Source organism: Actinoplanes hulinensis, assembly GCF_019429605.1.
Lineage (GTDB): Bacteria > Actinomycetota > Actinomycetes > Mycobacteriales > Micromonosporaceae > Actinoplanes > Actinoplanes campanulatus.
In genome coordinates, this window is the sequence record NZ_JAHXZI010000003.1 from 418152 (window position 1) to 444566 (window position 26415).

At 70.4% G+C, this 26415-nt stretch carries 26 protein-coding genes; 7 read left to right on the forward strand and 19 right to left on the reverse strand.

Going from position 1 to position 26415, the window contains the following annotated elements:
* Positions 1-29 precede the first annotated feature (29 nt).
* The 6 genes from KZ829_RS08245 to KZ829_RS08270 form a co-directional block, all read right to left on the reverse strand.
* Positions 30-647: a DUF6518 family protein gene (locus tag KZ829_RS08245; protein WP_220143237.1), complete on the reverse strand. Its 618-nt coding sequence runs from the start codon at positions 645-647 to the stop codon at positions 30-32.
* Between the two features lie 124 nt (positions 648-771).
* Complete coding sequence (locus KZ829_RS08250) at positions 772-1389, reverse strand: 4Fe-4S single cluster domain-containing protein (RefSeq protein ID WP_220143238.1); 618 nt, start codon at positions 1387-1389, stop codon at positions 772-774.
* Positions 1382-2248, reverse strand: coding sequence for a ComEA family DNA-binding protein (locus tag KZ829_RS08255; protein WP_504739910.1), 867 nt, complete (start codon positions 2246-2248; stop codon positions 1382-1384). Before KZ829_RS08255 ends, KZ829_RS08250 begins: the two co-directional genes overlap by 8 nt.
* Positions 2229-2444, reverse strand: a complete 216-nt coding sequence (locus tag KZ829_RS08260) for a DUF2997 domain-containing protein (protein WP_220143240.1) — start codon at positions 2442-2444, stop codon at positions 2229-2231. The genes KZ829_RS08255 and KZ829_RS08260 overlap by 20 nt, the downstream gene beginning before the upstream one ends.
* Positions 2441-2881, reverse strand: a complete 441-nt coding sequence (locus KZ829_RS08265; RefSeq protein WP_308285385.1) for a hypothetical protein — start codon at positions 2879-2881, stop codon at positions 2441-2443. Before KZ829_RS08265 ends, KZ829_RS08260 begins: the two co-directional genes overlap by 4 nt.
* 40 nt (positions 2882-2921) lie before the next feature.
* Entirely contained in the window at positions 2922-4508 is a 1587-nt protein-coding gene (locus KZ829_RS08270) for a Ycf46 family AAA ATPase (protein ID WP_220143322.1), read from the reverse strand.
* 37 nt (positions 4509-4545) lie between these two features.
* On the opposite strand from KZ829_RS08270, the gene KZ829_RS08275 reads away from it, so the two are divergent.
* Positions 4546-5079, forward strand: coding sequence for a GrpB family protein (locus KZ829_RS08275; RefSeq protein ID WP_220143242.1), 534 nt, complete (start codon positions 4546-4548; stop codon positions 5077-5079).
* Here the strand turns inward: KZ829_RS08275 and KZ829_RS08280 are convergent.
* From KZ829_RS08280 to KZ829_RS08295, 4 genes are all read right to left on the reverse strand, one after another.
* Complete coding sequence (locus KZ829_RS08280) at positions 5066-5788, reverse strand: nucleotidyltransferase domain-containing protein (protein ID WP_220143243.1); 723 nt, start codon at positions 5786-5788, stop codon at positions 5066-5068. The genes KZ829_RS08275 and KZ829_RS08280 overlap by 14 nt on opposite strands.
* Positions 5789-6028: 240 nt before the next feature.
* The gene (locus tag KZ829_RS08285) at positions 6029-6631 is read right to left on the reverse strand and encodes a hypothetical protein (RefSeq protein WP_220143244.1); all 603 of its coding nucleotides are present in this window, start codon (positions 6629-6631) and stop codon (positions 6029-6031) included.
* Positions 6632-6654: 23 nt separating this feature from the next.
* Positions 6655-6891, reverse strand: coding sequence for a hypothetical protein (locus KZ829_RS08290; protein WP_220143245.1), 237 nt, complete (start codon positions 6889-6891; stop codon positions 6655-6657).
* Positions 6892-6913: 22 nt separating this feature from the next.
* The gene (locus KZ829_RS08295; RefSeq protein WP_220143246.1) at positions 6914-8464 is read right to left on the reverse strand and encodes a DUF2079 domain-containing protein; all 1551 of its coding nucleotides are present in this window, start codon (positions 8462-8464) and stop codon (positions 6914-6916) included.
* Between the two features lie 170 nt (positions 8465-8634).
* Between KZ829_RS08295 and KZ829_RS08300 the strand changes: the two genes are divergently transcribed.
* Positions 8635-9009 (forward strand): DUF2203 domain-containing protein, encoded by a 375-nt coding sequence (locus KZ829_RS08300; protein ID WP_220143247.1) that lies wholly within the window; start codon positions 8635-8637, stop codon positions 9007-9009.
* A 6-nt stretch (positions 9010-9015) separates the two neighbouring features.
* Here the strand turns inward: KZ829_RS08300 and KZ829_RS08305 are convergent, their stop codons facing one another.
* Positions 9016-11571, reverse strand: coding sequence for a tetratricopeptide repeat protein (locus KZ829_RS08305; RefSeq protein WP_220143248.1), 2556 nt, complete (start codon positions 11569-11571; stop codon positions 9016-9018).
* 303 nt (positions 11572-11874) lie between these two features.
* Positions 11875-12636: a carbon-nitrogen hydrolase family protein gene (locus KZ829_RS08310; protein WP_220143316.1), complete on the reverse strand. Its 762-nt coding sequence runs from the start codon at positions 12634-12636 to the stop codon at positions 11875-11877.
* A gap of 143 nt (positions 12637-12779) precedes the next feature.
* Here KZ829_RS08310 and KZ829_RS08315 point away from each other — a divergent pair, with 143 nt between their 5' ends.
* Positions 12780-13697 carry an ADP-ribosylation family protein gene (locus KZ829_RS08315; protein ID WP_220143249.1) on the forward strand — a complete coding sequence of 306 codons (918 nt, stop codon included), beginning with the start codon at positions 12780-12782 and terminating at the stop codon, positions 13695-13697.
* A gap of 99 nt (positions 13698-13796) precedes the next feature.
* Here KZ829_RS08315 and KZ829_RS08320 read toward each other — a convergent pair whose 3' ends face one another.
* The 3 genes from KZ829_RS08320 to KZ829_RS08330 form a co-directional block, all read right to left on the reverse strand.
* Positions 13797-14441, reverse strand: coding sequence for a ThuA domain-containing protein (locus KZ829_RS08320; protein ID WP_220143250.1), 645 nt, complete (start codon positions 14439-14441; stop codon positions 13797-13799).
* Positions 14442-14601: 160 nt separating this feature from the next.
* Positions 14602-15624: a zinc-dependent alcohol dehydrogenase gene (locus tag KZ829_RS08325; RefSeq protein ID WP_246635231.1), complete on the reverse strand. Its 1023-nt coding sequence runs from the start codon at positions 15622-15624 to the stop codon at positions 14602-14604.
* Between the two features lie 98 nt (positions 15625-15722).
* Entirely contained in the window at positions 15723-16865 is a 1143-nt protein-coding gene (locus tag KZ829_RS08330; RefSeq protein WP_220143251.1) for an MFS transporter, read from the reverse strand.
* On the opposite strand from KZ829_RS08330, the gene KZ829_RS08335 reads away from it, so the two are divergent.
* Positions 16864-17040: a hypothetical protein gene (locus KZ829_RS08335; RefSeq protein WP_220143252.1), complete on the forward strand. Its 177-nt coding sequence runs from the start codon at positions 16864-16866 to the stop codon at positions 17038-17040. The two genes, KZ829_RS08330 and KZ829_RS08335, sit on opposite strands and share 2 nt — an antisense overlap.
* A 70-nt stretch (positions 17041-17110) precedes the next feature.
* Positions 17111-19699: a tetratricopeptide repeat protein gene (locus KZ829_RS08340; protein WP_220143253.1), complete on the forward strand. Its 2589-nt coding sequence runs from the start codon at positions 17111-17113 to the stop codon at positions 19697-19699.
* Between the two features lie 241 nt (positions 19700-19940).
* Here KZ829_RS08340 and KZ829_RS08345 read toward each other — a convergent pair whose 3' ends face one another.
* Positions 19941-20768 carry a helix-turn-helix transcriptional regulator gene (locus tag KZ829_RS08345; protein WP_220143254.1) on the reverse strand — a complete coding sequence of 276 codons (828 nt, stop codon included), beginning with the start codon at positions 20766-20768 and terminating at the stop codon, positions 19941-19943.
* A gap of 104 nt (positions 20769-20872) precedes the next feature.
* Here KZ829_RS08345 and KZ829_RS08350 point away from each other — a divergent pair, with 104 nt between their 5' ends.
* Positions 20873-21733, forward strand: a complete 861-nt coding sequence (locus tag KZ829_RS08350; RefSeq protein ID WP_220143255.1) for an NAD(P)H-binding protein — start codon at positions 20873-20875, stop codon at positions 21731-21733.
* Between the two features lie 6 nt (positions 21734-21739).
* Here KZ829_RS08350 and KZ829_RS08355 read toward each other — a convergent pair whose 3' ends face one another.
* Both KZ829_RS08355 and KZ829_RS08360 read right to left on the reverse strand, forming a co-directional pair.
* On the reverse strand, positions 21740-22135 hold the full coding sequence (locus KZ829_RS08355) for a hypothetical protein (RefSeq protein WP_220143256.1): 396 nt from the start codon (positions 22133-22135) through the stop codon (positions 21740-21742).
* A 31-nt stretch (positions 22136-22166) separates the two neighbouring features.
* Positions 22167-24176: a DUF8224 domain-containing phage-derived protein gene (locus KZ829_RS08360; RefSeq protein WP_220143318.1), complete on the reverse strand. Its 2010-nt coding sequence runs from the start codon at positions 24174-24176 to the stop codon at positions 22167-22169.
* Positions 24177-24483: 307 nt separating this feature from the next.
* Between KZ829_RS08360 and KZ829_RS08365 the strand changes: the two genes are divergently transcribed.
* A complete protein-coding gene (locus KZ829_RS08365) occupies positions 24484-25176 on the forward strand; it encodes an Ltp family lipoprotein (RefSeq protein WP_220143257.1) in 693 nt (230 codons plus the stop codon).
* A gap of 155 nt (positions 25177-25331) precedes the next feature.
* On the opposite strand, the gene KZ829_RS08370 is transcribed toward KZ829_RS08365, so the two are convergent.
* The gene (locus KZ829_RS08370) at positions 25332-26408 is read right to left on the reverse strand and encodes an FAD-dependent monooxygenase (RefSeq protein WP_220143258.1); all 1077 of its coding nucleotides are present in this window, start codon (positions 26406-26408) and stop codon (positions 25332-25334) included.
* Positions 26409-26415: the final 7 nt, after the last annotated feature.

Genomic DNA, 26415 nt, shown 5'->3' on the forward strand with positions numbered 1-26415 from the left:
CGAGGTTTCATGGACCGCTGCGCCGTCGGTCAGCGGAATCCGCTCGCAAAGAGCAGCACCCCTCCGGCCGCGGTCAGCGGCACCGCGCACGCCAGGACCTGCGCGCGTACCCGCCAGGCCGGCGCGACGACGAGGGTGACCCCGACCGCCGCCGCCACCAGGACCCCGACGTAGCCGAGCGTCTCCGAGACCACGACGCCGGGATCGCCGAGACGGAACAGTTGAAGGACGGCCTCGGCGAACAGGACCGCGGCGGGCAGCGCGAGCGCCGGAATCCGCCGGCGCGAGGGGGTACGGGCGATGCCGCCGCCCGCGCCGAACACGGCACCGGCGACCACGCCGAGCAACATCCACAGCAACGAGTAGGACGAGTAGACGTTGGCCCAGTCGTCGTTCTGGATCAGAGCCGCCGCCACGTAGTAACTCGGCACGGCCACGACGAGGAAGACCACCGCACCGACGGCGGAACGCGGCAGACTCCAGCGAGAATGGAACGTGAGCAGGAACGCGGCCACGGCCCAGACGGCGATCGAGTTCCCGAGCCCGCCGAACGGGAACGGAACGTACTTGATCCAGACGAAGTCGAGGAATCCCAAGAGGAAACCCGCGACCGGAGCCGTCGTCCCCACGCCCTGGCTGATCTTCATGGCGCCGACCATAGGCGGGCCGGCGCCTGGCGAGGATCTGTCTCCAGCACGATTTCGGAGCAGCCGACTCGGCCGAAAGGTGGAAAGGCGCCGGGGCCGCGGTGGTCGTCTCCAGCCGGCCGGGTCAGTGTGCTGACGGGCGGGCGCGGCCGGCGGGGAGACCGGCCAGCAGGGCGTCGAGAGTGTCGGAGTCGGCCCAGCCGTTGACGGCGATGTCCCCGGTCGCCGACACGGTCACCTCGACGCGGTCCGGCCCGGTCACGTCGGAGAGACGGCCGGTCAGGTGGAGGAACTCCTGGTTGGTGGAGCCCACCCACGGCCGGTCACGGTCGATCAGGTCCTGCCGGAACGGGCCCGCGACCAGGAGATCGGTCGCGCTGAGCAGGGCGGCCACATGCTCGTCCGCTGACGATCGGAGGTACGCGTACTCGTACCCCGTGAACGTCATGACGGTGAGCCCGGCCCGCCGCACCCCGGCCGCCACCGCCGCCAAGCCGGCGGCCTGCTCGAACGGCTCCCCGCCCAGCAGGGTCACGCCGGAGGTACCGGCCGCCACGACCCGCTCGACCAGGCTCTCCGGTGTGGTGGGTGTGCCGCCGCGCGTACCGAAAAGGTGTGGGTTGAAACAGCCCGCGCACCGGATGGAACAACCCTGCACCCAGATCGCGCTCCGCTCGCCGGGGCCCTCGGCGGTGGTCCGGTCGAGGAAACGGGCCACCCGCACGAGCGGCGTCTCAGACATCGACGATGCGCCCGAACGGCTGATCATGATTCTGCTGCGGCGCCACCGGCGGAGGGGCGCAGGTCAGCCGGCCGCGGACGGCGACGAATTCGTGCGGGGCCAGCGACGCGGCGGCCGCGAACTCGGTCAGCGACACGAAGCCGCCCCGCGAGTCGCGGGCGGACACCGCTTGGGCGGCCCGCTCCGGACCGACGCCCGGCAGCGCGGCGAGTTGCTCCACCGTGGCGCTATTGACCTCCAGCTGTGCGGAAGGAGCAAACGGAGCGGAAGGAACTGGCGGCGCGAAGGAAGCCGGCGGCGCGGAAGGAACAGGCGGCGCCACAGGCGCGTGCGGCACCGCAGACGCCTGCGGGGGAACGGCATACGGCTGGGGCGTCGATGGCTGGGCGCCGTAGAACTGGTCCGGTGGAGGCACGATACCCTGCACCTGGGGCGGAACCGGCCCGGGCCCCGGAACGCCGGCCCACGGCGCGGCGGTCTGCTGGGCATACCAGGGCTGGTGGCCGGCCCGCCATTGCAACCACGAGTTGTTGATGACCAGCGCGTGGACCACCGAGATCATCCAGACGATCAGCAGCGCCACGAAGGCCAGGTCGGAGGCCAGGGACTCCTTCGGCAGGGTCGGCCCGGTGAAGAACGCGGCGTTGGCGATGACGCTGTAGACGATGCCGGCGATCGACCACGCGTGGCGGCGCGCCCGGACGCCGACATAGAGGAACCCGGCGCCGCTCAGGCAGCCGAAACTGAGGATCGGCAGAAGCACCCAGGCGCTGTGGCCGAGGCGCCACGAGAGCCGCGCCGGGCCCTGCGGCTTCGGCGGTGGTGGTGGGAAACCCTGGCTAGGCGGGGTCCACGTCACGGTTCACCTGCTGTTCCTGTGCTGTGTGGTGCTGGCGCGTGTAGTCGTCGGTGAAGGCGCTGGACTCGACCTTCCCGCCGATCAGGTCTTCGAGGACGGCGATGTAGTCGAGGCACTTGTCACCGAGGACGTCGAGGGTCTCGGCACTGACCGTGCCGTCGCCGTTGACGGTGACGACGATCCGTGGACGGCTCATGCCCGCTCCCGCTCCACCTCGAAGACCAGCTGGACCGCACCGTCGGTGACCGATTCGGACTCCAGCCGGAGCCCGGCCGCCGGCGCCTGATCGCGCAGCCGCTCCAGAACCGCCCGCTGCACCCGGCGACCGTAGGCCTCGTCGACCGCGGTGACCAGCTCGACCGCCCGGTCCTGCTGGATCCCGGTGAAGTGCGCGCCCCAGATGCCCTCGGCGTCACGGGTGAACGTGGCGGACGCCTTCGTCTCACCCCAGACGGCGGTCAACGTCTCGCCGGACGTGACGACGGTGGCGCCGGTGTCACGCAGCGCCTCGCCCAGCAGGGTGACGTCGCGCATCCGGGTCCGGACGTCGCAGACACCGTCGGACCGCCCGGCGGCCCGTGCCTGAACAGCGGCCGCGCCGGCCATCGCCAGCGGGACCAACAAAAGCGACACGCTCACGAGACCCCCCGTTCATCGTTGGTGTGCGGACACCCTACCGCCCCGATGCTCCGGGACGGTCGGTCAGATCCCAGTCATCGGTGCTGGTCGCGGCCACGGCACGGTTGCGAGCCCAGGCCCGCAGACCGTCGATGCGCTCGGCCTGGGTCACGCTGAGCGGGACGATGCTCATCACGGCGCGCACCAGATCGTCACGGCTCAATGGCCGGCGCTCGGAGAACGCGTCGAACAGGGCGACCGTGACGGCCTGCTCGATCTCGGCGCCGGAATATCCGGTGGTCAGCCCGGCCAGCTCGTCCAGCAGATCCGCGCCGACCGGCAGCTCGCCCGCGGCCCGGGGATGGCGCAGCGCCCGCAGCAGGTGCACCCGCCACACATCCACCCGTTCCGCGCGGCTCGGCAGGTCGACGAAGAACGTCTCGTCGAACCGGCCCTTGCGCAGCAGCTCGGGTGGCAGCCCGTCGAAGTCGTTGGCGGTCGCGATCACGAACACCGGCCGGCTCTTCTCCTGCATCCACGTGAGGAAGGTGCCGAACACGCGGGCGCCGGTGCCGGAGTCGCCGGTCCCGCCGGCGAAACCCTTCTCGATCTCGTCGACCCACAGCACGCACGGCGCGACGGCCTCGGCGATCCGCAGCGCGGTCCGCATGTTGTGCTCGCTGGACCCGACCAGCCCGGAGAACACCCGGCCGATGTCGAAGCGCAACAGCGGCAGACCCCACACCGTCGACATGGCCTTGGCGGTGAGCGACTTGCCGCACCCCGGCACCCCCGTGATCAGGACGCCGCGTGGGGCGGGCAGGCCGTACTCGGCGGCCTCGGGCAGCCACGAGCCGTTGCGTTTGACCAGCCAGGACTTGAGATTGCCGAGCCCGCCGACGTCGTCGAGCACGGTGCCGGTGGCGATGAATTCCAGAACACCCGATTTCCGGACGGTCTGGCGCTTCTCGTCGTGCACGATGTCGACGTCGCCGAGGTCCAGCACCGCGTCGTTGGCCATCGCCCGGGCGTACGCGTTCTCCGCCTCCTGCATGGTGAGCCCGGCCGCCGCCGCGACGAACCGCTCCCGCCCCGCCTCGTCGAGTTCCACCCGCAGCCGCCCGCTCGCGCTGTTGGAGCGGATCATCGCGTCCAGCAGTGCCCCTCGCTCGGCCTCGCCGGGCAGCGGGAAGTCGACGATCGTGATGTCCTTGGCCAGCTCGGTGGGCAGACTCAGCACCGGCGACAGCAGCACCAGCGTCCGCGGGTGCCGCCCGGTCCGGAAGGCGTGCGCGATGTCCCGCAGCATCCGCACCACCTCCATGTTCTGCGGATACTGCCCGTCCACGGTGAGCGGGTGCAGGTCACGGAAGACGAACACGCCCGGCTCGTCGAGCCGGTGCACGATCTTGAGTACGTCCATGACCCGCCCGGTGTTGGACCGGACCTCCCCGTCCGGCTGGATCAGCCCACCGGTGATCGTCCACGACCAGACCGGGCGCGGCACCCGCACCAGTTCCGGGTTCCCCGCGATCAGCGAGATCTTGTGCAGGGCGCGCTGTTCCTCATGCGTCTCCAGGTAGAGCACCGGAAACCGGGCCTTGAGCAGCTGCGCGAACGTCTCCGGGAACGACCTCTTCACCGCGCTCACGTTAGCCCAGCCCCGATATGGTGACCGGATGCCGCCGCAGCACAGACGCGATCCGATCCGGATGGTGCCGCACCGGGCGGCCTGGGCGGACGACTTCGAACGCGAGCGCCGACGGCTGACCGCCGTGCTCCGGCCGTGGCTGGCCGGTGACATCGAGCACATCGGGAGCACCGCGGTCCCCGGCCTGCCGGCCAAACCGATCATCGACATGGCCACGCGGATCGGCGCCTACCCCGACGGGGTCGCCGCGATCGCCCCGCTGGCCCGGATCGGCTGGGCGCACGCGCCCGAGCCCGGCGACGAGACCGGCCGCAAATGGAGTTTCTGCTTTCCGGACCCCGGCCTCCGGACACACCACCTGCATGTGTACGAGGAAAGCGATCCGCTGGTGCCGAAACTGATCGCCTTCCGTGACCACCTGCGCCGATGCCCTGAGGACGCCGCCGACTACGCCCGCCTCAAGACGGCGCTGGCCGCCGCCGACCCCCAGGACCGGCCCCGTTACCGGGCGGGGAAGGCCCCGTTCATCGAGGGCGTGCTCGCCCGCCTCAACGACCGCTGACACCGGAACGCCTCGCCTGCCGCAGGATCAGGGCGATGTCGGCGCCCCACCCGTCGAGGACATCGCCGTGCCCCCGCTCGCGGGCCAGGTCGGCGACCGCCGGAAAGAGGCTCAGCGCACGGCCGGGCAGCCGCCCCGGCTCCAAGGCGGCGTTCCACCGGCCCGGCAGCGGGTGGGTGGCCAGCTCCCAGGCCAGATACTTGTTGTACGGCCGCAACCGCCCGTGCAGCGCGAACACCGTCGACAGCAGCCACGGCACGCTCTCCAGCTCGTCCAGCTTGCCGGCCGCCGCCGCGCCGTCCCGGTGGCTCTTCACCGCCCGGTAGAGCTGGTTCACATACGCATCCAGGAAGTCCCGAGACCAGGCCCGCGTCTCCTCCGCCGTGGGGATGGCCTGCCGCTCGACCAGGTCGGCGATGCCACCACCGAGCCGGTCGAGCAGGACGCGGGCGCCCCGGTAGCCGTAGCGTGGCCAGTGCACCGATGTGTCGGAGAGTGCCTCGACCGTGACGACCGCCTGGTCCAGCTCGGCCGACCGCACCCGCTGCCACCGGGCCAGCGCCGACCCGGTCACCACGACGGTGACGTCACAGTCCGAGTGGGCGGTGACCATGCCCCGGGCATGCGACCCGGTCAGCACGACCCCGCGCACGTCAGGATCGGTCTCCGCGTCGGCCACCAGCCGGTCCAGCACCGCACTTCCATCCATGCCCGCCATCGTGGCACGCCCCTACGACACTTTCCGGAGCCGCCGGATCGCCTCCCGGATGGGCATGGGCCGAGCGTGCCCGGGTGGACGCTCGCCAGCGCGGGGGTAAGGACACTCTTAGTGGCAGATCGGGCGATACCCGCACTCTGCGCATGCGGGGATCTTCACCGGACCGGATCATCGAGGTCTCGCTGTTGGACGTCGGCCGGTTCCGGCAGGCGCTGGCCCGGCCTCCTGAGGTCAGTCCCAGAAGCATTCCAGTTGGTCGGACGTCTCGATGGCGTCCGCGTCGGCGCAGAATTCGAGGGCGTCGGCGCGCAGCGCGTCGTCGATCTGGGGTGCCCAGATGGTCTCCAGCGATATCCGGTAGTCCTCCCGGTCCGGGCTGATCGCGTAACCCTGCGCGTGGGTGCCGGGGTGGTCGCAGACGAATTGGAAGATGTCCCAGGCGGGCGGCGCGGCGTTCTGCCGGTCGTCGGGGTCGAGCCACTTCCCGTCGAGCAGTGCGGCCAGTCCGGCGGCGTCCAGCGGACCGAAGAATCCGGCGCCGCCGGTGAAGGTCTCCCCGTTGCCCAGCAGGTCGAGGAAGGGCAGCAGGCGGTCACGGCGGGCGGCATCCCGGTTGTACGGGAACGGGTCCAGCGTGGCCGGTCGTTCGGCGTCGCAGAGGGCCGGCCGGGCCGGGACGCTGGTGTTGACCGGCGTTCCGGTGGTGGCCGCGGCCACCGCAGCCGGGCCGGCCGCGGGCTCGGCAGGACCCAGCGAGTCGCTGACGACGACGGCGGCCAGCCCGCAGACGACCGCGATACCGGCGGAGACGGCGAGGTTGATCGAACGGCGCACCGGAAGAGTATGCCGCTCGATGATCAACTACCGCGACCCCGAAAGTGCCACGACATGGTGTAACCGGCGACGGCGCCGATTGAAGCGATGATCTTCTTCGGGCTTGACGTCCTCTTGGCGGCGTCCACCCGGCGTCCCGGGCTGCCGTTGAGCGGACGCATCAGTTCGCCACTCCGGCGGCTGCGGCGGTCGGAGGGGATGGCGATCCAGGCCATCGCCCGGCGGTTGAAGATGTCGCGGAATACGGAACGCTTTCGCACGACTCCCTTCCCATCCGCCTGGTCAGCTGGCGGTGCCGGTGCCGCGGATGGGCTGGGTGGCGGGGGCGGTGCGCTGGAGGACGATGATGCGGCCGCCGTGGTAGACCTGGCGGAAGCCCATCTGGTCGAGCTGCTTCATGATCTGGGGGATCTCGGTGCGGCCGATCGGGCAGCTCGGGTTCCAGATGTCGACGACGGCCCAGTCGCCCTTGTCGACGTTCGAGCCGATCAGGGTGACCTCGTTGGTGGGCAGCAGCGGGATCAGCAGGTTGTTGCTGGCCCGGACGGTGACGCCCGTCGGGATGCGCTCGAGCGCGTCGGTGGCCTCCGCGACCACGGTGGCGTTGTTGAACGGGGCCGCTGTCCCCTCGTACCAATCGACGATTTTGTGGTCTCGAAGGTCTTGGACGGCGAAGAAGATGAACACCGGCGCGGCGATGGCGGCCATGACGGTCGCGGTGCGGAACTGGTACCAGGGCCGTTTCGGTTCCTCGACGGGTGTGCTGCGGGGTGCCATCGCGAGGTCCGGGTCGGGGCCCAGGCCGCGGGCCCGGTCGACCAGGCTGCCGATCCGGCGGAAGCCGTCGGCGACGGCGGCGAACAGGATCGGGATGAGCGGCATGTCGTAGTACAGGTCGGAGGACCACTGGGTCTCCCGCGACGACAGCATGCGGCTCAGCATCACCGGCGCGATCAAGAGGATCAGCGGGGACGCGAGCGCCGCGAAGCCGACCGGGAGCAGCAGCTGTTCCCAGGTGGTGAGCTTGGCGGGCTCGTCGGTCATCAGATTCAGGATCTCGAGCGGGTGCGTGATCATGTACGGGATGCCGGCGAAGATGCCGTCCGCGTGCAGGTTCTCCTGGTAGTCCTTGGCGTAGGTGAAGCCGCCCGGGTTCAGGTTCGGGATGATGAACTTGAGTGTCACCAGGAACCACGAGGCGCCCCAGGCGATCAGGAACCCGCCGTGCTTCCACCGCCGGTTGAGCAGGGCGTAGAGGCCGAGCATGGCGCACAGCAGGCCGCCGTCCTCCTTGACCGTGACCAGCGCCGCGAACAGGATCGTCGCCTGCGTCCACTTCCCGGCGAGCATCCGCTCCAGGCCCCAGGCCAGGAACAACGCGCCGAACATCACCTCGTGTACGGGGAAGGCGACGGTGCCGAAGACGGCATGACTGCACAGGTACGCGATGAGCATCCCGGTGCCGACCGCGATGCCGTGGCGGCGGCGGAAGATGTGGTAGATCGGGATGCCGGACAGACAGATCAGGACGATCTGGGCGTACACCAGGGTGATCGCCGAGTCGTGGATCCACACCAGCGGCGCCAGCAACGCGAAGACCGGTGAGAAGTGGTCGCCCAGCTGCACGTACCCCTTGATCGGCACCATCGGCCAGGCGCCGTTCGCCCAGCCCTGCACGGCCTGGTAGAAGATGCCGAGGTCACACGCGCCGACGCTGAGAGCGTCGTATTGGGCCTGCGCCCACCGGGCGAACAGATAGATCGCCACCCCGACGATCCATCCGCAGGGGGACAGGAGCGTCCGGATCGCGGTGTCCCGCACTCTGATCAGCACGGATGCACAACCTAGTAGATCTCCTCCAGGCGGCTGGGCGGGGGCATGCAAGGGTTATCCCGCTGCGCCATCGGCTCCTGGACCCCTGACGGTCTGATCTCTCCATGTTCACCGAACGGCTCGGCGGGTGTTCGCCGGGCCGTTCCCTCCTGGGTGACAGACTCTGCGGTATGGGGTTGTTCACGCTTGGCGAAGCACGCACCGAACTGGCCCGGCTGCGACCGGTCCTCGACGAGGTCATCACGCTGCGCGCCGACATGGTCGAGCTGTCCGCCGCCCTGGTCCCCGGTGGTGAGCCGACCAGCCTGGGTGGCCTGCCGGAACGCAAGGCCGCCGAGGCCCGCCTCAACGAGCTGATGACCGAGATCCAGGAGACCGGCGCCGAACTCAAGGGTGTCGCCCCGCTGCTGGTCGACTTCCCGGCCGACCTGGACGGCGTCCCGGTCCTGCTGTGCTGGCTCGAAGGGGACACCGACATCACCTGGTACCACCGCGCCGACCTCGGCTTCGCCGGCCGCCGCCCGCTCCCCGCCGACGCCGCCTGACCCGGGCTACTCCCGGGCACGCCGGGCGAATTCGGCCCGGAGACGCCGCGCCCCGTCCAGCCTGGCGGCGAAGACTCCCGGAATTCGCTCGGCCATCGGCTCCAGATACCCGATCGCCTCGTCGACCGCGGACAAACCCCGTTCCGGTACGCCGACCCCCGCGCGGAAGACGGCGAGGTTGAGCAGGGAGCTGGCGAGAACCGGCAGGTAGGCACCGGGATTCCGCTGGGCGAGCGCGCGGCGGATCGCCACCGACTCCTCCACGGTCGCGACGGCCTGCTCCCCGTCGCCGAGAAGAAACTGGTGCCTGCTCAGGTTGAGCAGGGAGTTGGCGAGATCCGCCCGGTACGAGCCCGGATTCGCCCGGGCCAGACGGCGGTAGATGCCGACCCCCTCCTCGGCCGGCGACCGTGCCGCACTCGTCCGGCCCACCTCCGCCAGCCGGATCGCCAGATTGTTCAACGACTTGGCGAGCTCCGGCAGGTACACCTCGGGATTGATGTCGGCGAGCCGGCGGTCGATGCGGTTGGCCTCCTCGGCCGGGGGCAGCGCCTGCTCGTGACGTCCGAGTTCGGCGAGCCGGTTACTCAGGTTGGTCAGCGCCGCGGCGAGGAACCACAGTTGCCGCTCGTCACCGCTCTCGGCCAGCTTGCGGTAGACGTTGGCGGCCTCCTCAGCGGGCGGTAGCGCCTCCTCGCTGCGCCCGAGTTCCGCCAGACGGCTGCTCAGGTTGGTCAGCACCATGGCGAGATCTCGTCGATAGGTGTCCGGATCGACGCTGGCGAGCCGACGGAAGATCGTGACCGCCTCGGTCGCCGAGACCAGGGCCCGTTCGTTGTGGCCCAGCAGCGCCAGATGGATGGCGGCGGAGTTCAGCGCGTCGGCGAGCCCCGGAAGGGCCCGGTGATCGTCGCCGAGGACGTCCCGGAACGACTCGATCGCCTTCTCATTCTGGTCGAGCGCCTCGGCGTACCGGCCGACGTTGGAGAGCCGGATCGCATACACGCTGTGGTGCAACCCACGCGTGATCGGGTCGGAGGCATGCGTGAGCCGGTGCTCGGTGAGCTGGGCGGTGAGCGCCGCGGCGGCGACGTCCAGGTCGATGTGCCGGTCCGGCGGAAGATGCGGTTCCAGCGCCGCCAGCACGTCCGGCTCGATGCCGGGGATCGCCGCGAGTCGGGTCAGGGTGGCGCCGCCGGCGGCCGTGACCAGGGCCGGACGGCTGCGGACGAGCGGATACAACACGTCGGTGGCGATGTGCCGCCAGCGGTGCGCGGTCTCCACGAGCGTGGTGATCGCCGCCGGAGTCCACGGTCGAGGATCCCCACTGTCGAAGAGTGACTCCGGCGCGGTCAATGTCCAGTCGTCGGTGAGTGGGGACGGGTCGTAGCCGGGCGTCGCCAGGGCCAGAAAGTCCTCGGCCAGGCGGTCGGGGAGCAGCGGCTCCAGGACGGTGCGCCGGTCGGCTGCGGGATAGCAGACCTTGTGGTCGTCGATGAGCTGGTCGGCAGTGGGCGGGTCGCCGGCCAGGGCGACCTGGATGAGGGCCTGCCGGGCCTCCGGCCGCGGCAGTGACCCGGTCAGGACGGCGACGTAGGTGGCGCGTTGCATGACGGTGGGCGCGGTGGTCAGCGGGCTTTCTCGGCGGGCGTGCAGTTCCTGCCAGTGGGCCTGTTCGCGGCCGAGCAGGTAGGCCGAGATGGCGTGCGGGTGGGCCGGGGGCTCACTGCCGTGGCGGTGGGCGTCGACGGCCGCCAGCGCGGCCATGTGCACGGCCAGGACCTGCGCGAATCCGGGACCGCTCAGATCCGGGGCGGGCCACGGGCCGGGGTACGCCGGATGCAGCGCCTTGCCGAAGTGGGACGCGGCCGTGGTGAACAGGGCGAGGCGGTCGTCGTCACTGTCGGCGGCCAGGGCGGGGAGCGCGGTCGAGCCGGTCTCGATGCTGTCGGACTCGGCCTGCTGGGCGACCGCCTGCCACCAGAAGCCGGAGGAGCGGGACAGCAACAGCACCCGTACGGTCGTGCCGGCCCGGGCGTGGAGCCGCCGCAACTGGCTGAGCAACGCCTGGAGCGCTGAGACGGGCCAGCGGTCGGCGTAGTCGACGACCGCCAGCAGGGCGCCGCCGGGCAGTTCGACCCGGGAGCCGGGGACCGGCGTCGCGGTGTGGGTGACCGTCCACACCGTCCAGCCCGCGGCGGCGCACTGCCTCGCCACCTCGGCGGCGAGGCGGGTCTTGCCCTGGCCGCCGGCCGCGTGCACGAGGCGGGCCGCCACCGGATCCGGGCCGGAGATCCACGTGTCGAGGTCGTCGAGGGTGCGGGTGCGGCCGGTGAACGGCACGACCTGGTAGCGGGCCAGCAGCAATCGGCTCGGCTGGGCTCGGGCCCGGTCGGGGGTGAGTTCGGTGGCCTCGGCGGTGGCCGGTTCGACCCGGTACGGCCGCGGGGACGGGTTGACCGTGACGTCACCACCGACGTCCGTGATCTGGACGACGTCGCCGAAGACGACGCTGCCGGTCACCACCTGGCCGGACGGGCGCGGTCGCCATCGACGGAGCATGCGGCCCATTGTGGACCCTCCGGGCCGGACGGCCCATACGAAAGCCCGGCCCGGCAGCTCAGCCCGGCGGGCGCGGCACGGGCGCGGGTGGGCGGCGCCTCGCGTGGCCGCCACGGTTCTGGTCGCCGCCCGTACGAAATAGGGGGGAAGGTCTCGCTGCGCTCAGGGTGAGAGATAAGTGGGGGTTTCTACTTGACGCGGCGGTTCAGTGCGATGAAGGGGTGCCGGGGTTTTGCCGAGCTCCGGACCGCAAGGGGGCCGGCCGGCGGCCGTGTGTGGGATCGGCCGCCGGTGGGGGCGGTCTCAACCGTGATATGTCAGCGAGATCACGTCCCGGCGGCGCTGGCTGAGATACCAGTCGCCCGACTCGGCCGGGTCGAAAGTGTGCCGGAGCAGGCCCTTCTCCCCCATCGGCAGCTCGGCGAGCGCCTCACCGCGCGGAGAGACGATCATGCTCGGGCAATGCTGCGCCGGATCGGGGATGTTGGCGGAGAGTACGAAACGCTGGTTCTCGGCGGCCCGGCTGACCAGGTGGGAACGCCAGACGCCGTCCGGCTCGCGGGGGTTCGCGGCGTTGGTCAGATAGACGAGGAATCGCGCGCCGGCGGCGGCCAGATACTGCCACTGCTCCGGGAAGCGGATCTCCCGGCACAGCTGGATCGCCGCGGTGACGCCGTGCACGGTCGTCGTCTCCAGACGGTCACCCGGTGTCATCCGGCCGCGCTCGTTCATCGCCAGGTTGATCTTCCGGTAGACGTGCGGCGGGCCGTCGGGGGAGAGGTGCAGGGCGGCGTTCGACCAGCCCTGCTCCTCGGGCAGCACGGACCCGCAGAACACGTGGACCTGCTTCTCCCGGGCCAGGTCGGCGGCCTGATCGACGGCGGCGCGGATCTCCGCGGGATCGATGGTGTCCAATGGCGACAGGTCCTCGGCATAGCCGGACAGCATCCCCTCCGGGAGCAGGACCACGTCGCCGGGCCGGGCCTCGGTCAGGACCTCACGGTAGGTGGCCAGATTGGTGGCGACGTCCCAGACGGCGGGGACCTGGGCGATCAGTACGGACATCTGCACCCCGACATCTTGTCGTACCCCCGGTCTAGCCTTCGTGGTCCAGTGATCGAAGCGGGGGATGTCGTGCTGCCGAACGAGAATCTCCGTCCTTCAGGGGGCGGAGAGGATGTCAACTCACGACTCTCTAGGATCCGCTGATGACGACACGGGAATCGGCTCTCGCCACCATGACCGAGCGGTTCCCGCTGGTCGCCGAACGCGTCCAGCGGGTGTACGGGCTGCGCCTGCCCCGGCACGTGGCGGTCTTCGCCGCGCTCTGGGCCAGCGACCAGGCCGCCGTCCTCGAGATGGAGCACTCGGCGTGGGGCGTCACCGACTACTTCCGTGACGGCGGCCTCGACCTGGTCGGCCGCGACGGACTCGACGAGCGGTTGCACGTCCGCTTCCGGTGCGACCCGGCCGAGTTCGTCACCGTCATGGGCGGCGGGTCGGACGGGCTGCACTACGGCCTCTGGTACGACGACCCCGCCGAACTGCCCACCCTGATCGCCCACAACTACGCCCGCGACAGCGCCGAGACCTGGGCGTCCCGGCCACCGACCCTGCTCGGCGTGCTCCGCGAGCAGGCCGGGCGGTTCCTCGCCGACTACGGCGACGAGCCGGAGGACGCCGAACGGGCCGTGCCGCTGATCGAGGCCCTCGACTGGTATGCGGACGCCGACGCCGAGGCGCTCCGGCAGGATGGGCGGCCCCGCTGGGCGTCCAAGACACGGCGGCGCACCGCGGTCTCGCTGTTTCCGATCCTGCCGCCCCGCAGCGGCAAGCCGCACCTGCCCTCGTCGGGGATGCGCCTGGAGGCTTTCCAGAAGGATCCGGCCAAGGCGGCCGAGTGGATCGCCGACGCCGGGAGCGAACTCGCCGCGGGCCGGCCGGCGCTCGCCCTCTCGGTCGGGAGCGAACTGCACTGGGTGGACCGTGACGAGTACCGGGAGGCCGGTCTGGCCCTGCTGACCGGGGCCTACCGGGCGCTCGGACGGGATGCGCTGGCAGGGATCGCCGAGGTGCACGCCGCCCACCGTGACCTGCGGTCGGTGCGGGTCCTGACCACGCCGTGAGCCGGAACTCTGCGCCGCCCAGCGTGATGTGCGGTCGGTGTGAGACCGCTACTACTCCGCCGCGCACGGGATGCCGTCGACCACGCGGTGAGTGGGGGCCTATGCCGCCGCCCACCGGATGCCGTTGACCACGTGCGCCAGGAAGAGGGCGTCCGACCAGGCCTCCTCCCGATGGCCGAGCCCGGTGTACCAGGAACGGCCCGCGCCAAGCTCGCGGAACCACGCCTGCGGGTGCGGCGACGGCATCCCGAACTCCGCGGGGGCGTAGGTGGCCTCGTCGACGCCGAGCAGCAGGGTGGAGCCGGGGCGGACGTCGGAGAAGGCGTACCACTCGTCGGTGAAGCGCCAGGCCGGCGGCAGATGCGCGGTCGACGGATGACCGGTGGGAACGACGTCGACGGTCGCGGGCTGCACACCCTCGGGATGGCCGGCGAAACGGGCGCCGAGCAGATCCGGCCACCAGTCCCAGGACGGCTCGGTGGTGGCGGCGGCGTGCACCCCGGCGAACCCGCGGCCGCCCTCGACGAACGAGCGCAGGGCGTCCCGGGCCCGCTCGCCGAGCACATCGCCCGAGGTCGAGACGAAGGCGACGGCGTCGAAACGGTCGCAGGCGGCGACGTCGGCCGGATCCTCGGAGGCGGTCACCCGGAGGTCGTCCCGCCCGGTGAGCGCGGCGATCGCGGACGGGATCGAGTCGTGCCGGAAACCGGTCGTGCGGGTGAAGAGGAGTACGTGTGGCGGCATCGGTCCATCCTGATCCCTCGGGATGAGAGCCGTGAGGAACCGGAGCACCGCGCGTGTCGTGGTGATCACCGGCGTGAGCCGCGGCTTTCGGCGGAACCTCACCCGCGGGGCCGGCATTTGAAGCGGATGTCGGCCCATCTACGCGGGGCGGCTGAGGGCGTCAGCGTCGCCCGTACGCGATCCGGGGGTTGATCTGGATCTTCGGACCGGGCCCCGCGCCCGGCGGGCGTGAACCGGACAGGACGGCCGCGGCCTCCTCCAGGCCGACCGTCGCGGCGACCAGCGGCCGCGGATCGATCGACCCCGCCGCGAATGCTGCGATGGCGTCCGCGAGGCCGGCTGACGCGCCGAGGATCCCGACCGTGGTGACATCCTTCAGCACGGCGTCCCGGGTGTCGATCATGCTGGGTGTTCCGGACAGGCCGATGTAGACCACCCGGCGTCCCGGTTCGACGAGCGACATCGCGAGGCCCGGCATCGACGGCGCGTTGGTGGCGTCGACAACCGCGTCCCAGGACAGCGTCGGCAGGGATGCCGCATCCCAGGATTGCGCGAACCCGAGTGACCGGGCGAACTCCAGTTCCTGGCCGAGCAGGTGCACCTCCAGCCCGCGCGCCCGGGCCAGCATCGCGGTGAGCAGGCCGATCGTGCCGGTGCCCAGGATCAGCAACCGTTCCCCGGCCGCGAGATCGGCGGCGTCGACGCAGCGCTGGGCGTTGCCGGCCGGCTCGACCATCGCGCCGGCCACCGCGTCCACCGAGTCCGGGAGCGGGTGCAGGTAGGCCGCCGGAAACGCCATCCGCTCGGCCAGCGCTCCCGGGAGCCCGTCGCGAATGCCCAGCTCATGCCGTTCGGGACAGACGTGATGTCGCCCCGCGAGGCATCGCCGGCAGCCCCCGCAGCCGATCATGGTGTCGCCGGTGACCCGTCGCCCGATCCACGACTCGCCGACGCCCGCCCCGACCGAGCGCACCGTTCCGGACCACTCGTGTCCGGGTCGCAGCGGGTACGACGACACCCCACTGTGCAGGTAACTCATCTCGCCGGTGAACAGTTCGACGTCGGTGCCGCACACACCGACCCGCTCGACGTCGACGATCACCTGCCCGGGCGCGGCGACCGGCACAGGCACCTCACGTACCTCGGCCTTGCCCGGAGCAGTGAGAACCAGCGCCCGCATCATGATCAGGATCCTAGGACCGGGCTCCCATGAGCCCTGCCCCGACCTGCCCCAACCTGCCCCAACCTGCCCCAACCTGCCCCAACCTGCCCTGCCCCGGCCTACCCTGCCCCGACCTGCCCTGCCCCGACCTGCAACACGCCCAACCCCACGAGCATGACCAACGTCGCGTCCCATGCGCCGGTCTGCTCGGCGAGGACCCCGGCCGCCACCGGCCCGGCCGCCGCGAGCAGGTACCCGAGCGACTGCGCCATCCCGGACAGCCGGGTGGTCTCCGCCGCGGTCCGCCCACCCAGGCTGATCAGCGTCAACGCCGTCACCAGCGCGGCACCCTGCCCCAGCCCGGCGATGCCCGCCCACACGACGGCCAGCTCCGGCGCGGCCAGCAGCCCCAGCACCGCGACGATCACCGGAAGGCTCGCCACGACCGTACCCAGTCGGCGGGTCCCGGGATCACGCAGCAGCAGCGGGATCGCCAGCCCTCCCAGGATCCCCATCCCCTGGAACAGGAACAGGTGCAACCCCGCAACCCTCTCCGGGAACCCGGCCGCGATCTCGATCGTCGGCAGCCATGTCACCAGTACGTAGAAGCACGTCGACTGCAGACCCATGAACGCGGTGATCATCCAGGCGCGCGGCTGCCGCCAGACCGCCACCGAACCGGTGACCGCGACCACCTCAGCAACGGGAGAGATCCGAGCCCGGGGCAGCCACACCGCCGCCACGGCCAGGGCCAGCCCGCCCCACACGGCCAGCGACAGCCGCCAGTCCACTGCGTCCGCGATCGGCACCGCGACCGCCGAAGCCGCCGACGCCCCGATCGTGATGAATGCCGTATAGAACCCGGTCGCCCGTGACACATTCGACGCGTAGTCACGTTTCACGATGGCCGGAACCAGCACGTTCCCGACCGCGATCGCACACCCGATCACCATCGTGCCCACCCACAGCCCCGCATGCCCCGTGCAGGACCGCACCAGCGTCCCCACCGCCAGCACCAGCAGCGCCGCGAGTATCGCCCGCTCCATCCCGAGCCGCCCGGCCATCCGGTGCACCTGCGGCGACACGAACGCGAACGCCAGCAACGGCAGCGCCCCCAACAGCCCCTGCGCCGCCTCGCCGAGTCCGACGTCCACGCTGATCTGCGGCAACAACGGCCCGACCGCGGTGATCGCGGGCCGCAGACAGAGCGCCACCAGGAAGACGGTCGCGGCAGTCGCCGCGGTCCCGGTCAAGGCAGGCATGACACGTTTCATCCGGGTGAGCTTCTTACGCGATGATCCACTCGGTCAAGAAAATCGGGTGGCCGAGATCGAGGATCTTCCAGTTGACCAGGTGCGAGACGGCGCGTTCGACGGCGGCACGCAGGCTGTTCAATGCCCGGTCGCAGCCTCGCCCACGCATTCCTCGCCGCCGTGATCACGATCCCCGGCTGGAGTACTAGCCTCGAACCCGCCACGAAGTCGAGAACGATCTCCATGGAGGTGCCATGCCGCGGGACACCTTCGCCGCGCCGCCCGATCCTGCCGAGGCCGGCACCGTCGACGACCTCGTCGAACGGTTACGCCTGCTGAAGGTCTGGGCCGGCGACCCCTCGTACGAGACGATCAAGGAGCGGGTCAACGCGGCCTGGACCGCGCAGGGCCGGCCGGCCGGCGAGCTGGCGCGACGGTCAACGGTGGCGAACTGCTTCCAATCCGGCCGGCGACGGCTGAACACCGACCTGGTCGTCGCCGTGATCCAGGCCCTCCGCGACGACACCGGGTACGTGACGCAATGGCGGCAGGCCCTGCGCGTCATCGGCGGAGAGGTCGAGGCGGTCTCCCAGGTGCGGGTCCAGGACGCCCTGCCGCGGGATCTGGTGGGGTTCACCGGCCGGACCGGTGAGCTGAACCGGCTCAGCGACGCCGTCCGGCAAGCCACCCGGGCCGGCGGCGCGGTAGTGATCTCGGCGATCGAGGGCATGGCCGGGGTCGGCAAGACCCAGCTGGCCGTCCACGCCGGTCACCTGCTCCTTCGGGAGGAACAGTTCGACCGGGTCCTGTTCGTCAATCTGCGCGGCTTCCACCCCGATCCCACCCAGCCGCCGGCCGACCCGGCGGCTGTCCTCGACGGATTCCTGCGGCTGCTCGGCATGCCCGGCCATCAGATACCCCACCAGCTGGCCGCCCGAGCCGGCGCCTACCGCAACCTTCTCGCCGGCGCCCGCGCCCTGATCGTGCTCGACAACGCCGCCACCGCCGAACAGGTCCGTCCGCTCCTGCCCGACATGTCGGGCTGCGTCACCCTGGTCACCAGCCGGCGCAGCCTCGCCGAGCTGCACCCCACCGCCCAGCTCACCGTCGACGTCTTCGACCCGGACGAGGCGACGGCCTTCCTGACCGCCGCCGTGTCCGAGCTGCCCATCGGCCCGGATCCGGATGCGATCGCCCGGATCGCGCGGCGCTGCGGCCACCTACCCTTGGCGCTGGGCCTCATCGCCGGCCACATCCGCAACACGGCGGGCTGGACACTGACCGACCACGCCGATCGGCTCGACGAGCGCCACCGTGACCGGCGCCTCGAGGCCGGCGTCGAACTGGCTCTCGACCTGTCCTACCGGCACCTCCCCGCCGACCAGCAGCGTCTGCTCCGGCTGGTCGCCCTGCATCCCGGCCAGGACTTCGACGCGTACGCCGCGGCCGCCCTCACGGACACCGCCCTCGACACCGCCGAAGCCTGCCTGGGCGCCCTGTTCCGTGATCACCTCATCCAGCAGGCCACGGCGGGCCGGTACGTGCTCCACGACCTGGTCCGCGCCTACGCCACCGCGCGCGCCCACGACCATGACTCCCCACCCGCACGCCGCGCCGCCCTCACCCGCCTGTACGACTACTACCTGGCCACCACCGCGGCCGCGATGGAGATCCTGCTGCCCGGCGAGGCGAACGTCCGACCGGACGTCTCCCCGGCCGGCACCCCCGTCCCGCTCCTGACCGATCGCCCGGACGCGCTCGACTGGCTGGACACCGAACGGCCCAGCCTGGTCGCCGTCGCCACCCACACCGCTACGCACGGTTGGCCGGACCACACCAGCCGACTGGCCCGCACCCTGTCCCGCTACCTTCAAGGCGGCCACCACAACGACGCCCTGACCATGCACGGCCACGCCCACCGCGCCGCCCGCGACAGCGGTGACCAGAAGGGGCAGGCCCACGCCCTGAGCGGTCTTGCCATCGCCCACCTGCGGCTGGGCCGGCCCGACGCGGCCGACGACCACCTCCGGCAGGCGCTCGAGCTGTTCCGGCAGACCGCCGACACGGCTGGGCAGGCCCGGGCTCTCTTCAACATCGGCCTCATCGCGGAACGGGCCGGCCGATACCCGGATGCCATCGAATACAAGCAGCAGGCCCTGGAGCTCGACCGGCGCAACGGCGACCGCATCGGAGAGGCCACCACGCTGGGCGGGCTCGGTGCTGTCATGGAACGGGCGGGCCGCCTCGACGAGGCCACCGACTACTACCGTCAGTCGCTGACCGTGTCCCGCCAGACCGGCAACCCGCGCGGTGAAGCCGTGGCGCTGCACGGCCTCGGCGAACTCGACGTTCGCATGGGCCGATACGAGCCGGCCGGCGACCACCTCGAGCAGGCCCTGGGGCTGTACCGGCAGATCGGCGACCGCACCTCCGAAGCCGGCGCGCTGGAGAGCCTCGGCTCACTGCACACCCGCCTCGACCGGCTCGACGAGGCCACCGAGTACTACCAGCAGGCCCTGACCGTCTTCCAGGAGACCGGAAACCAGGACAACGAGGCATGGGTGTGCAACGGGCTCGGCGAGGTATCCCGTGCCGCCGGACGGACAGCTGACGCACTGACCCACCACACCGCCGCCTGCGCCATCGCCGGCGTCACCGGCAACCGTCATCAGCAGGCCCGTGCCCACGCCGGTCTCGGCGACGTCCACCGTGCCCTCGCCGACCCCGGGCGGGCCCGCGACGAGTACCGGCAGGCCCTCACCCACTACGTCGACCTCGGACTGCCCGAGGCCGACCAGATCCGCGTTCACCTGGCCGAGCTCGACGCACCCGATCAGAGCTGACCGTGACACCAGCCGCGCGCCGCGCGACCGTCCAACGCCTCACCGACTCGGCGGTGCGCCACGCCACCCTCGCGTCCAAATTCGTCCAGACTCCGCCCACGCCACCTCGTCGAGGTGGACGCTCGACAGCGCCGGATCTTCCCAGGGATGGGCGGCACTGGTCACGGGGGTCGAGGAGCGCAGAATCCTTGGCCGGCCAGCCACAGGGATCGGCCTCGCGCCTCGCCGCCGGGCCGATCTCTCATCCGGTGTCCACGGTGGTTGCCGTGCATGCCCCGGTGATGGGCCAGCGTCGCGTGGTGAAGGCGTACGGGGTCGTGCCCATGACGCGGTGGAATTCGGCGGTCATGTGCGACTGGTCGTAGTAACCCGCTCTGGTCGACACCTCCGGCAGCCTCTGCTGAATACGGGCGAGCACCGCCCGAACGCGGTCGAGGCGCACGAACTGGCTGGGCGTCAGGCCAACTCCATCGGCGAACACCGTACGAAGATGTCGCTCGCTCACATTGAGGCGCCGCGCGACGCGATGGACGGATTCGCGCGGCGAGCCGTCGCCGATGGACAGCAGCGCCGTCGCCTCGGCGACAATGTGCCGGCGTAGAGCGGCGCGGTCGCCATGCGCCGACGGGGCATCCGGCAACGCTGCGGTCAGCGATCGCAGTCGTGCCGCGTGCGACTGCGACGTGACCAGCGAACCGCTGTCGGCGATCGCTTCGACGAACGCTGTCAACGACCTGCTGTCCAGATCGGCAGCGGCAACGGCCCGGTCGGCAAGGTCGCGCAGGGGAAGGCCGAGGAAGTCGGCAGCCCACCCTGGCCGGAAACTTAGTGGCAGGCAGTCCCGGCCGGGCCGCCCGAGATGGTACCTGGCTCGAGTCCGGGGTCCCATGATCACGATGTCATGCGGGTCGTCGGAGCCCACCCGCCACGTCAGTGCGGCGGCATGGTCGGGCTGTTCCAGTACGGCCGGCGCATCGTGGATGACAGGTTGCGCTCCAACGGTGACACCGGAGAACCATGGCCGAAGCAGGTGGGCCATCTCCGGGGTGATCAATCTGTCGCGCTGCACAGTTCAGCACCGTACTTCCTGGTGCGGGAGAACAACGGGGCCCACATCGGGCTGTGCCGAAAGTTCCTAGGCCTGGCCACGGTCGTCCTGCAACGGTGACACCCATGATCCTCGTTACCGGTTCCTCCGGCACCATCGGCCGCCACGTTGTGCGGCTTCTGCGGCAGAGCGGGCAGCCCGTTCGCGCGATGACCAGGACGCGGCCCGGCCGCACCATGCCGCCGGGCGTCGATGTGGTGCAGGCCGACTTCGAAGACCCTGCCTCTCTGCGCCGGGCGGTGGCCGACGTCCGCGCCGTGTTCCTGCTGACCGCTCCGGCCACACCCACACCAGATCATGACTTGGCGTTGCTGGCGGTCGCCCGGGCGGCGCGGGTCAGCTCAGTGGTGAAACTCTCCGCGATCGGCACCGGCGAACGATTCGGCGGCGCAACCGTCGGCGCCTGGCACCAGACGGCTGAGGACGCCGTCCGCGCCAGTGGCCTGACATGGACGGTTTTGCGGCCGTCGAGCTTCGCCTCCAACTGCCTCCACTGGTCGGGCGCCATCCGCGCCGGGCAACCCGTACCCAACTTGACCGGCGACGGCGCGCAGGGCGTCATCGATCCACGCGACATCGCCGCGGTCGCGGTCGCCGCCCTCACTGATTCCGCGCACGCCGGCAAGACCTACACGCTCACCGGTCCGGAGTTGCTCAGCGTTCCCGACCAGGCGCGTCAACTCGCCGAGGTCATCGGTCGCCCCGTCGTCAGCGTCGACGTCCCCTCGACCAGCGCATCCCAACAGCTGCTCTCCTCAGGGATGCCCCCGGCCGCAGTCGAGGCCACCGTCATCGGGACCGCCTGGGCGCGTGCCGGGCACAACCGCATCCTCACCGAGGACGTAGCGACGGTGCTGGCACGCTCCCCGGCGACCTTCCGGGACTGGGCACAGCGTCATCGGGAGGCCTTCACCGGAACCCCCTGATGACAACTACAGGTTGTTGATCCGGGCCAGCAGCTCCGCCTCGGTCAGGTTTTCCAGGACCGCGTCCTGCTTGCGGCCCAGGACCGCCAGCAGCTTCTCCTTCTCCAGCTTCTTGGCCGCCGCCGCCTTCGCCGCCTGCTCCTCCGCGAGGCGGAAGGCGATGACGTGTTTGACGACCTCCAACTTGGTCTCCAAGGTTGCCTTGGCCGGATTGGTCGCGGTGGCCACGAACGACTCGGTGTCGATGGCCTTGAGTTCGGCGTTGACGGCCTTGGCCACGTCATCGAGGCTGAAGCCGGCCTTGGCGGTCAGCGGAAGGTCCCACAGCTGTTCCGTGGTCAGCAGGCCCTTGGTCGACGGGTAGCGAAACTTCTCCCGCGTGGCCTTCTCGAAAATGGTCACGGTGGCCTCTCTCGGATGTCCGGGTAGGGATTCAGAACTGGATGCTGAGGAGGCGGCGCCGGCCGCCGGTCATCGTCACCTTGGCGACCACCGAGTTGCGGACCGTGGAGCTGAAGCCGAGGCCGGACAGCTGATCCTCCGACGGCTCGCACTTGGTGCGGTCGCCGAGGACCTCGAACACCTTTCGGTGCGGGTACAGGTCGCCGCGGAGGAACTCGTTGTAGATCCCCCGGGCCGGCTGGTCGTTCACGCACCCTTTCAGCATGAAGAAGTAGTGGCGGTTGCCGACCTCGTTGTCGTCGAAGTAGTTCGGCGAGTACATGACGGTGGACACCGGCACGAACTGTTCGGTGGTGATGCCCCACAGATCCTTGCCGGCGCTGCCCGACCGCATGTCCTTCCCCGGCCGGAAAGCGGTGATCACCTCGCTGGCGACCGTCATCCGGCCCACCTCGACGGTCTCCTTCTGGCCGACCGCTCGCTCGTGGCTGTAATGCTCGATCTTTCCGTTGCTCTCGGTCTCGATCACGAAGCCGACTCCGGCGCTGTCCCGCTTGCGGAACTGGTTCACCTCGATCCGGTACTCGCCGTCGGCGATGTTGTCGGCCCAGGTCACGTTCTCCACCGGCTCGCGCGAGAGCGGCCCGTGCGCGTTCATGTCGACGTCCAGTTTGTTGCGCTTGTCCTGGTACCAGATGTGGTCGCCGTTGGGTTCGAACACGTGCAGGTCGAGGTCGTCGTGGTTGAACCAGGACAGGCTCACCCGCAGCTTGCCGGTGACGTTGCCGCCGGCCCGCTTGACCTTCTCCTTGATCGAGTCGGTGACGTTGCCGCCGTACGACCAGCCGAAATCGTTGTCCCAGGTGAACAGCCGCGGGGCGTCCGGGTTCCGGCCGGTGGTGAGACTGACGAAGTGCGGTTCGTGACTGTTGGCGACCCACAGGTCGATGGACGCGGCACCGGGCAGGACGTCCTTCATGAAGGCGATCACGGGGATCTCCTCCGGCTTCGCGTCCCGAAGGCGCGCACCTGCCGAACCGGTGGTGGCCGCCTGCATGAGCAGCCCTTCGATGCCGTCCTTCATCCGCGACTGCGTGTCGTTGTCGACCCACAGCACGTTGGTGACCGACACGTCGGACAGCCGGGCGAACCGTCGCTGCAGCGACTCCTCGATGCCCAGGTCGCCGATGGTCTTCATGGCGGCCTTGACCATGGCCGGGGTGATCAGCGCCGTGGGGCGCTGGTAATTCTGCGGCGCCACCTTCGCCTCGAACGACCGGACCGCCTGCTCCAGGTCGACGCCCGCGGAGAGATCCTGGACGAGGGTGCCGATCACCGTGTTGCGGAACCGGGCCGCCGGGTTCATGGCGTTGGCGAAAACGAAGGCCCGTCCGTCGGCCGCCTGCGTCCACCGGTTCCGCAGCGACCGGAACTCGGTCACCGCCCGGCGATGCTCCGTGCCGCGGTAGAGGGCGTTGTCGTCGATGAGGTCGACGACGGTGTCCAGAGCGTGCTGGGTCAGCTCGGCCAGGCCGCGCTGGAACACCTGCACCGCGGCATCGAAGGTGCCCCGTGCCGCGCCGACGTCCCTGGTGTGATGCCGCTCCTCCACCCGGCCGTGCAGGTGGTGCCACACCTCGACCTGGCCGTCGCGCAGCGTCCGGGTCGTCCCCGTCCCGTACTGCGCCTCGGCGGACCGGAAAACGCCGGACAACGGCAGCGAGCCGACGAATTCGTCCATTGCGGCGGCGACGACGGAGAAGACCGGGTCGGATGCGGAAACCCCGGACCAGACGGTACGGACCTGCCCGTCGTGGATTTCGACGACGTTGCCGAGGCTTTTGACGAATCCGCGGCAGGTCGAGCAGTCGTACTCGGACCGCTCACGGAACCGAAGATTGGTGCCGGCGGGGAAGGAATCGAGAAAGGTGAGCCAGAGTGAGTCCCGGTCGAGACCGTCGCCGACGACGTACAACTCGCCCTTGGACATCGCGGACAGACGTGTAGTCACATCCGCTACGAACTGCTGGAAATCGCCCACCGTGTCATCTCCCTTGATCACCGGAGATCCTATGGAGCGCACGCAATCGGAGAAACGTATTTCCAGCCGTCCGCACGGTCTCCGTTGTCTCCAGGGGAGCGAGGACAATGGGCGGACGGCTGTCGCCGGTCGCCGATCGGTTGTGGATGATGCCCGAAGTCTTGATCGGCCTGACCGGTCAGAGTGGGGAAGCAGCCGAATGACTCACCCGTACTGAACTGCTGATTCGTTTAAATCTTGACGCGGTGATGACTGCGGACGGTGGTCCGGCATCACGCGAGTTTCGTTTCCGTCGTGAGGGATTATGATGTCTTACTCCGGGCCGCCCACGAACGAGCAGCCGTTTGACCCCAACCGTCCCGTCCCGCAGCCGCCGCCCGGCTGGTCACCGCCGCCGGCCGGGTACCAGCCGGTCGGGGTGCCCGGTCAGCCCGTTCCGCCCGGTTACGCGAGTTTCCCGCCGCCGGTCGCGCCGCCGAAGAAGAACACCGGAAAGATCGTGCTCGCGGTCGTGGGCGGGTTGGTCGGACTCTGTTGCATCGGTGCGGTGGCCGCCGCGGGCGACGACGCCGCGAAGGACAACGCCGCCGCGACGACGGCGACGACCGCGGTGACGACGACCGCGGCCACGAAGCAATCGACCACCGAGCCCACGACCGACGTCACCACCAAGGCCGTTGCGGAGGCGACCACCCAGGCCACCAAGAAGCTGACCGTCGCCCAGGAGAACGCCGTTGAGAAGGCAGCCGACTACCTGGACTACACCGCCTTCTCCCGTTCCGGGCTGATCAAGCAGCTCAAGTTCGAAGGCTTCTCCACGAAGGACGCCACCTTCGGAGTGGACGCGCAGAAGGCCGACTGGAACGAACAGGCCGCCAAGAAGGCCGAGGATTACCTGGACTCAAGCTCGTTCTCCCGTTCCGGGCTGATCAAGCAGCTCAAGTACGAGGGATTCACCACCGCGCAGGCCACCTACGGCGTCAAGAAGGTCGGCCTGTAGCCCGAACGGGCGAACGATCAGCCGAAGGCGCGCCACCGGGGAATCGGCAGCAAGCGGTAACGGCGTCGACCGTCATGATCCACCAATGATGGTCGAACGATCGTGGCCGAGCGCCGGTGCTGATGATCGACGGGTTCAGCATGGCGGCGCTACGGCTAACCCGCGGCGGCCGCGTCCCCGGGGTGGATGCGCCGGCTCATCTGCGCGCTTGCCGCAACAGTCTGTTCCGTTGGTTCCCGGCGGATCGCCTCGTAGGCGGCGAAGGCCGCGGCGGCGTCCGCCTGCTCGCGGAGGCAGCGCGCCAGTGCCACCGCGTCCTCCAATGCCATCGACGCGCCCTGGGCCGCCGCCGGTGACGCGGCGTGTGCGGCGTCACCGGCGAGCACCATGGATTCGCGATGCCAGATGGGCGTGGTCGGTACGTCGTACGAGTCGCCGCCCGTGACATCGTCGCCGGTGGCACGGATGACGGCGGCGGCCGGAGACGCGTCGTCGGCGAACGCCCGCAACGCCCACTCGCGCCACTGCGCGGCCGTGGTCGCGGACGGTCCCGCCTGCGGTCCGGGAATCCGCGCGAACCACCAGGTACGCCCGTCGGGGGCCGCCGTGTAGCCGAAGAACGCCCGGCTACCGAAGATCATGTGGTACGCGTCCGGGGCGGTGGGTGCCGGCACGCTGGACGCATAGCCGTAGACCACCGCCTGGCCGGTGTAGCGCGGGCGCGGGGCATCCGGGTCGATCAGGGGGCGGGTCGCCGAATGGATGCCGTCCGCGCCGACGAGGATGTCGCCGGCAACGGAACTGCCGTCGGCGAAGGTCGCCTGCACCCCACCACCGGCGATCATCCCGGCCCGGACCAGCCGGCGCCCGTGCTCGATGCGCACTCCGCGCGACACCGCCTCGCCCTGCAGCGCCCGGTACAGCGTGGACCGCAGCAGGGTGCGCGGACCCGTGTCGCCCGCGTCGCCGATCCCGCGGGTCTCCAGCAGGCGCCCTCCGGCGTCGTAGATCTCCACACTGGCGGCCGGGTACGACCCGGCGATCACCGGTCGGTGCGCGTCGAGGGAGCGCAGCGCCGCCATGCCGTTGCCCATCACGGTGAGGAACGCGCCCGCATCGTCCCCGCCGGCCGGATACGCCTCGTACACGACGGGCTCGTACCCCACCGCCTGCAACGCGATGGCGGTTGCGCAACCGGCGATGCCGCCGCCGATGACAAGAGCCTTGGTCATCAGTCTC

Excerpts from the sequence above, each read along its gene's own strand:
- KZ829_RS08245 (WP_220143237.1), bottom strand. The coding sequence starts at position 647 with ATGAAGATCAGCCAGGGCGTGGGGACGACGGCTCCGGTCGCGGGTTTC.
- KZ829_RS08250 (WP_220143238.1), bottom strand. The coding sequence starts at position 1,389 with ATGTCTGAGACGCCGCTCGTGCGGGTGGCCCGTTTCCTCGACCGGACC.
- KZ829_RS08260 (WP_220143240.1), bottom strand. The coding sequence starts at position 2,444 with ATGAGCCGTCCACGGATCGTCGTCACCGTCAACGGCGACGGCACGGTC.
- KZ829_RS08275 (WP_220143242.1), top strand. The coding sequence starts at position 4,546 with ATGCCGCCGCAGCACAGACGCGATCCGATCCGGATGGTGCCGCACCGG.
- KZ829_RS08280 (WP_220143243.1), bottom strand. The coding sequence starts at position 5,788 with ATGGATGGAAGTGCGGTGCTGGACCGGCTGGTGGCCGACGCGGAGACC.
- KZ829_RS08300 (WP_220143247.1), top strand. The coding sequence starts at position 8,635 with ATGGGGTTGTTCACGCTTGGCGAAGCACGCACCGAACTGGCCCGGCTG.
- KZ829_RS08305 (WP_220143248.1), bottom strand. The coding sequence starts at position 11,571 with ATGCTCCGTCGATGGCGACCGCGCCCGTCCGGCCAGGTGGTGACCGGC.
- KZ829_RS08310 (WP_220143316.1), bottom strand. The coding sequence starts at position 12,636 with ATGTCCGTACTGATCGCCCAGGTCCCCGCCGTCTGGGACGTCGCCACC.
- KZ829_RS08315 (WP_220143249.1), top strand. The coding sequence starts at position 12,780 with ATGACGACACGGGAATCGGCTCTCGCCACCATGACCGAGCGGTTCCCG.
- KZ829_RS08320 (WP_220143250.1), bottom strand. The coding sequence starts at position 14,441 with ATGCCGCCACACGTACTCCTCTTCACCCGCACGACCGGTTTCCGGCAC.
- KZ829_RS08325 (WP_246635231.1), bottom strand. The coding sequence starts at position 15,624 with ATGATGCGGGCGCTGGTTCTCACTGCTCCGGGCAAGGCCGAGGTACGT.
- KZ829_RS08335 (WP_220143252.1), top strand. The coding sequence starts at position 16,864 with ATGACACGTTTCATCCGGGTGAGCTTCTTACGCGATGATCCACTCGGT.
- KZ829_RS08330 (WP_220143251.1), bottom strand. The coding sequence starts at position 16,865 with ATGCCTGCCTTGACCGGGACCGCGGCGACTGCCGCGACCGTCTTCCTG.
- KZ829_RS08340 (WP_220143253.1), top strand. The coding sequence starts at position 17,111 with ATGCCGCGGGACACCTTCGCCGCGCCGCCCGATCCTGCCGAGGCCGGC.
- KZ829_RS08350 (WP_220143255.1), top strand. The coding sequence starts at position 20,873 with ATGATCCTCGTTACCGGTTCCTCCGGCACCATCGGCCGCCACGTTGTG.
- KZ829_RS08365 (WP_220143257.1), top strand. The coding sequence starts at position 24,484 with ATGTCTTACTCCGGGCCGCCCACGAACGAGCAGCCGTTTGACCCCAAC.
- KZ829_RS08370 (WP_220143258.1), bottom strand. The coding sequence starts at position 26,408 with ATGACCAAGGCTCTTGTCATCGGCGGCGGCATCGCCGGTTGCGCAACC.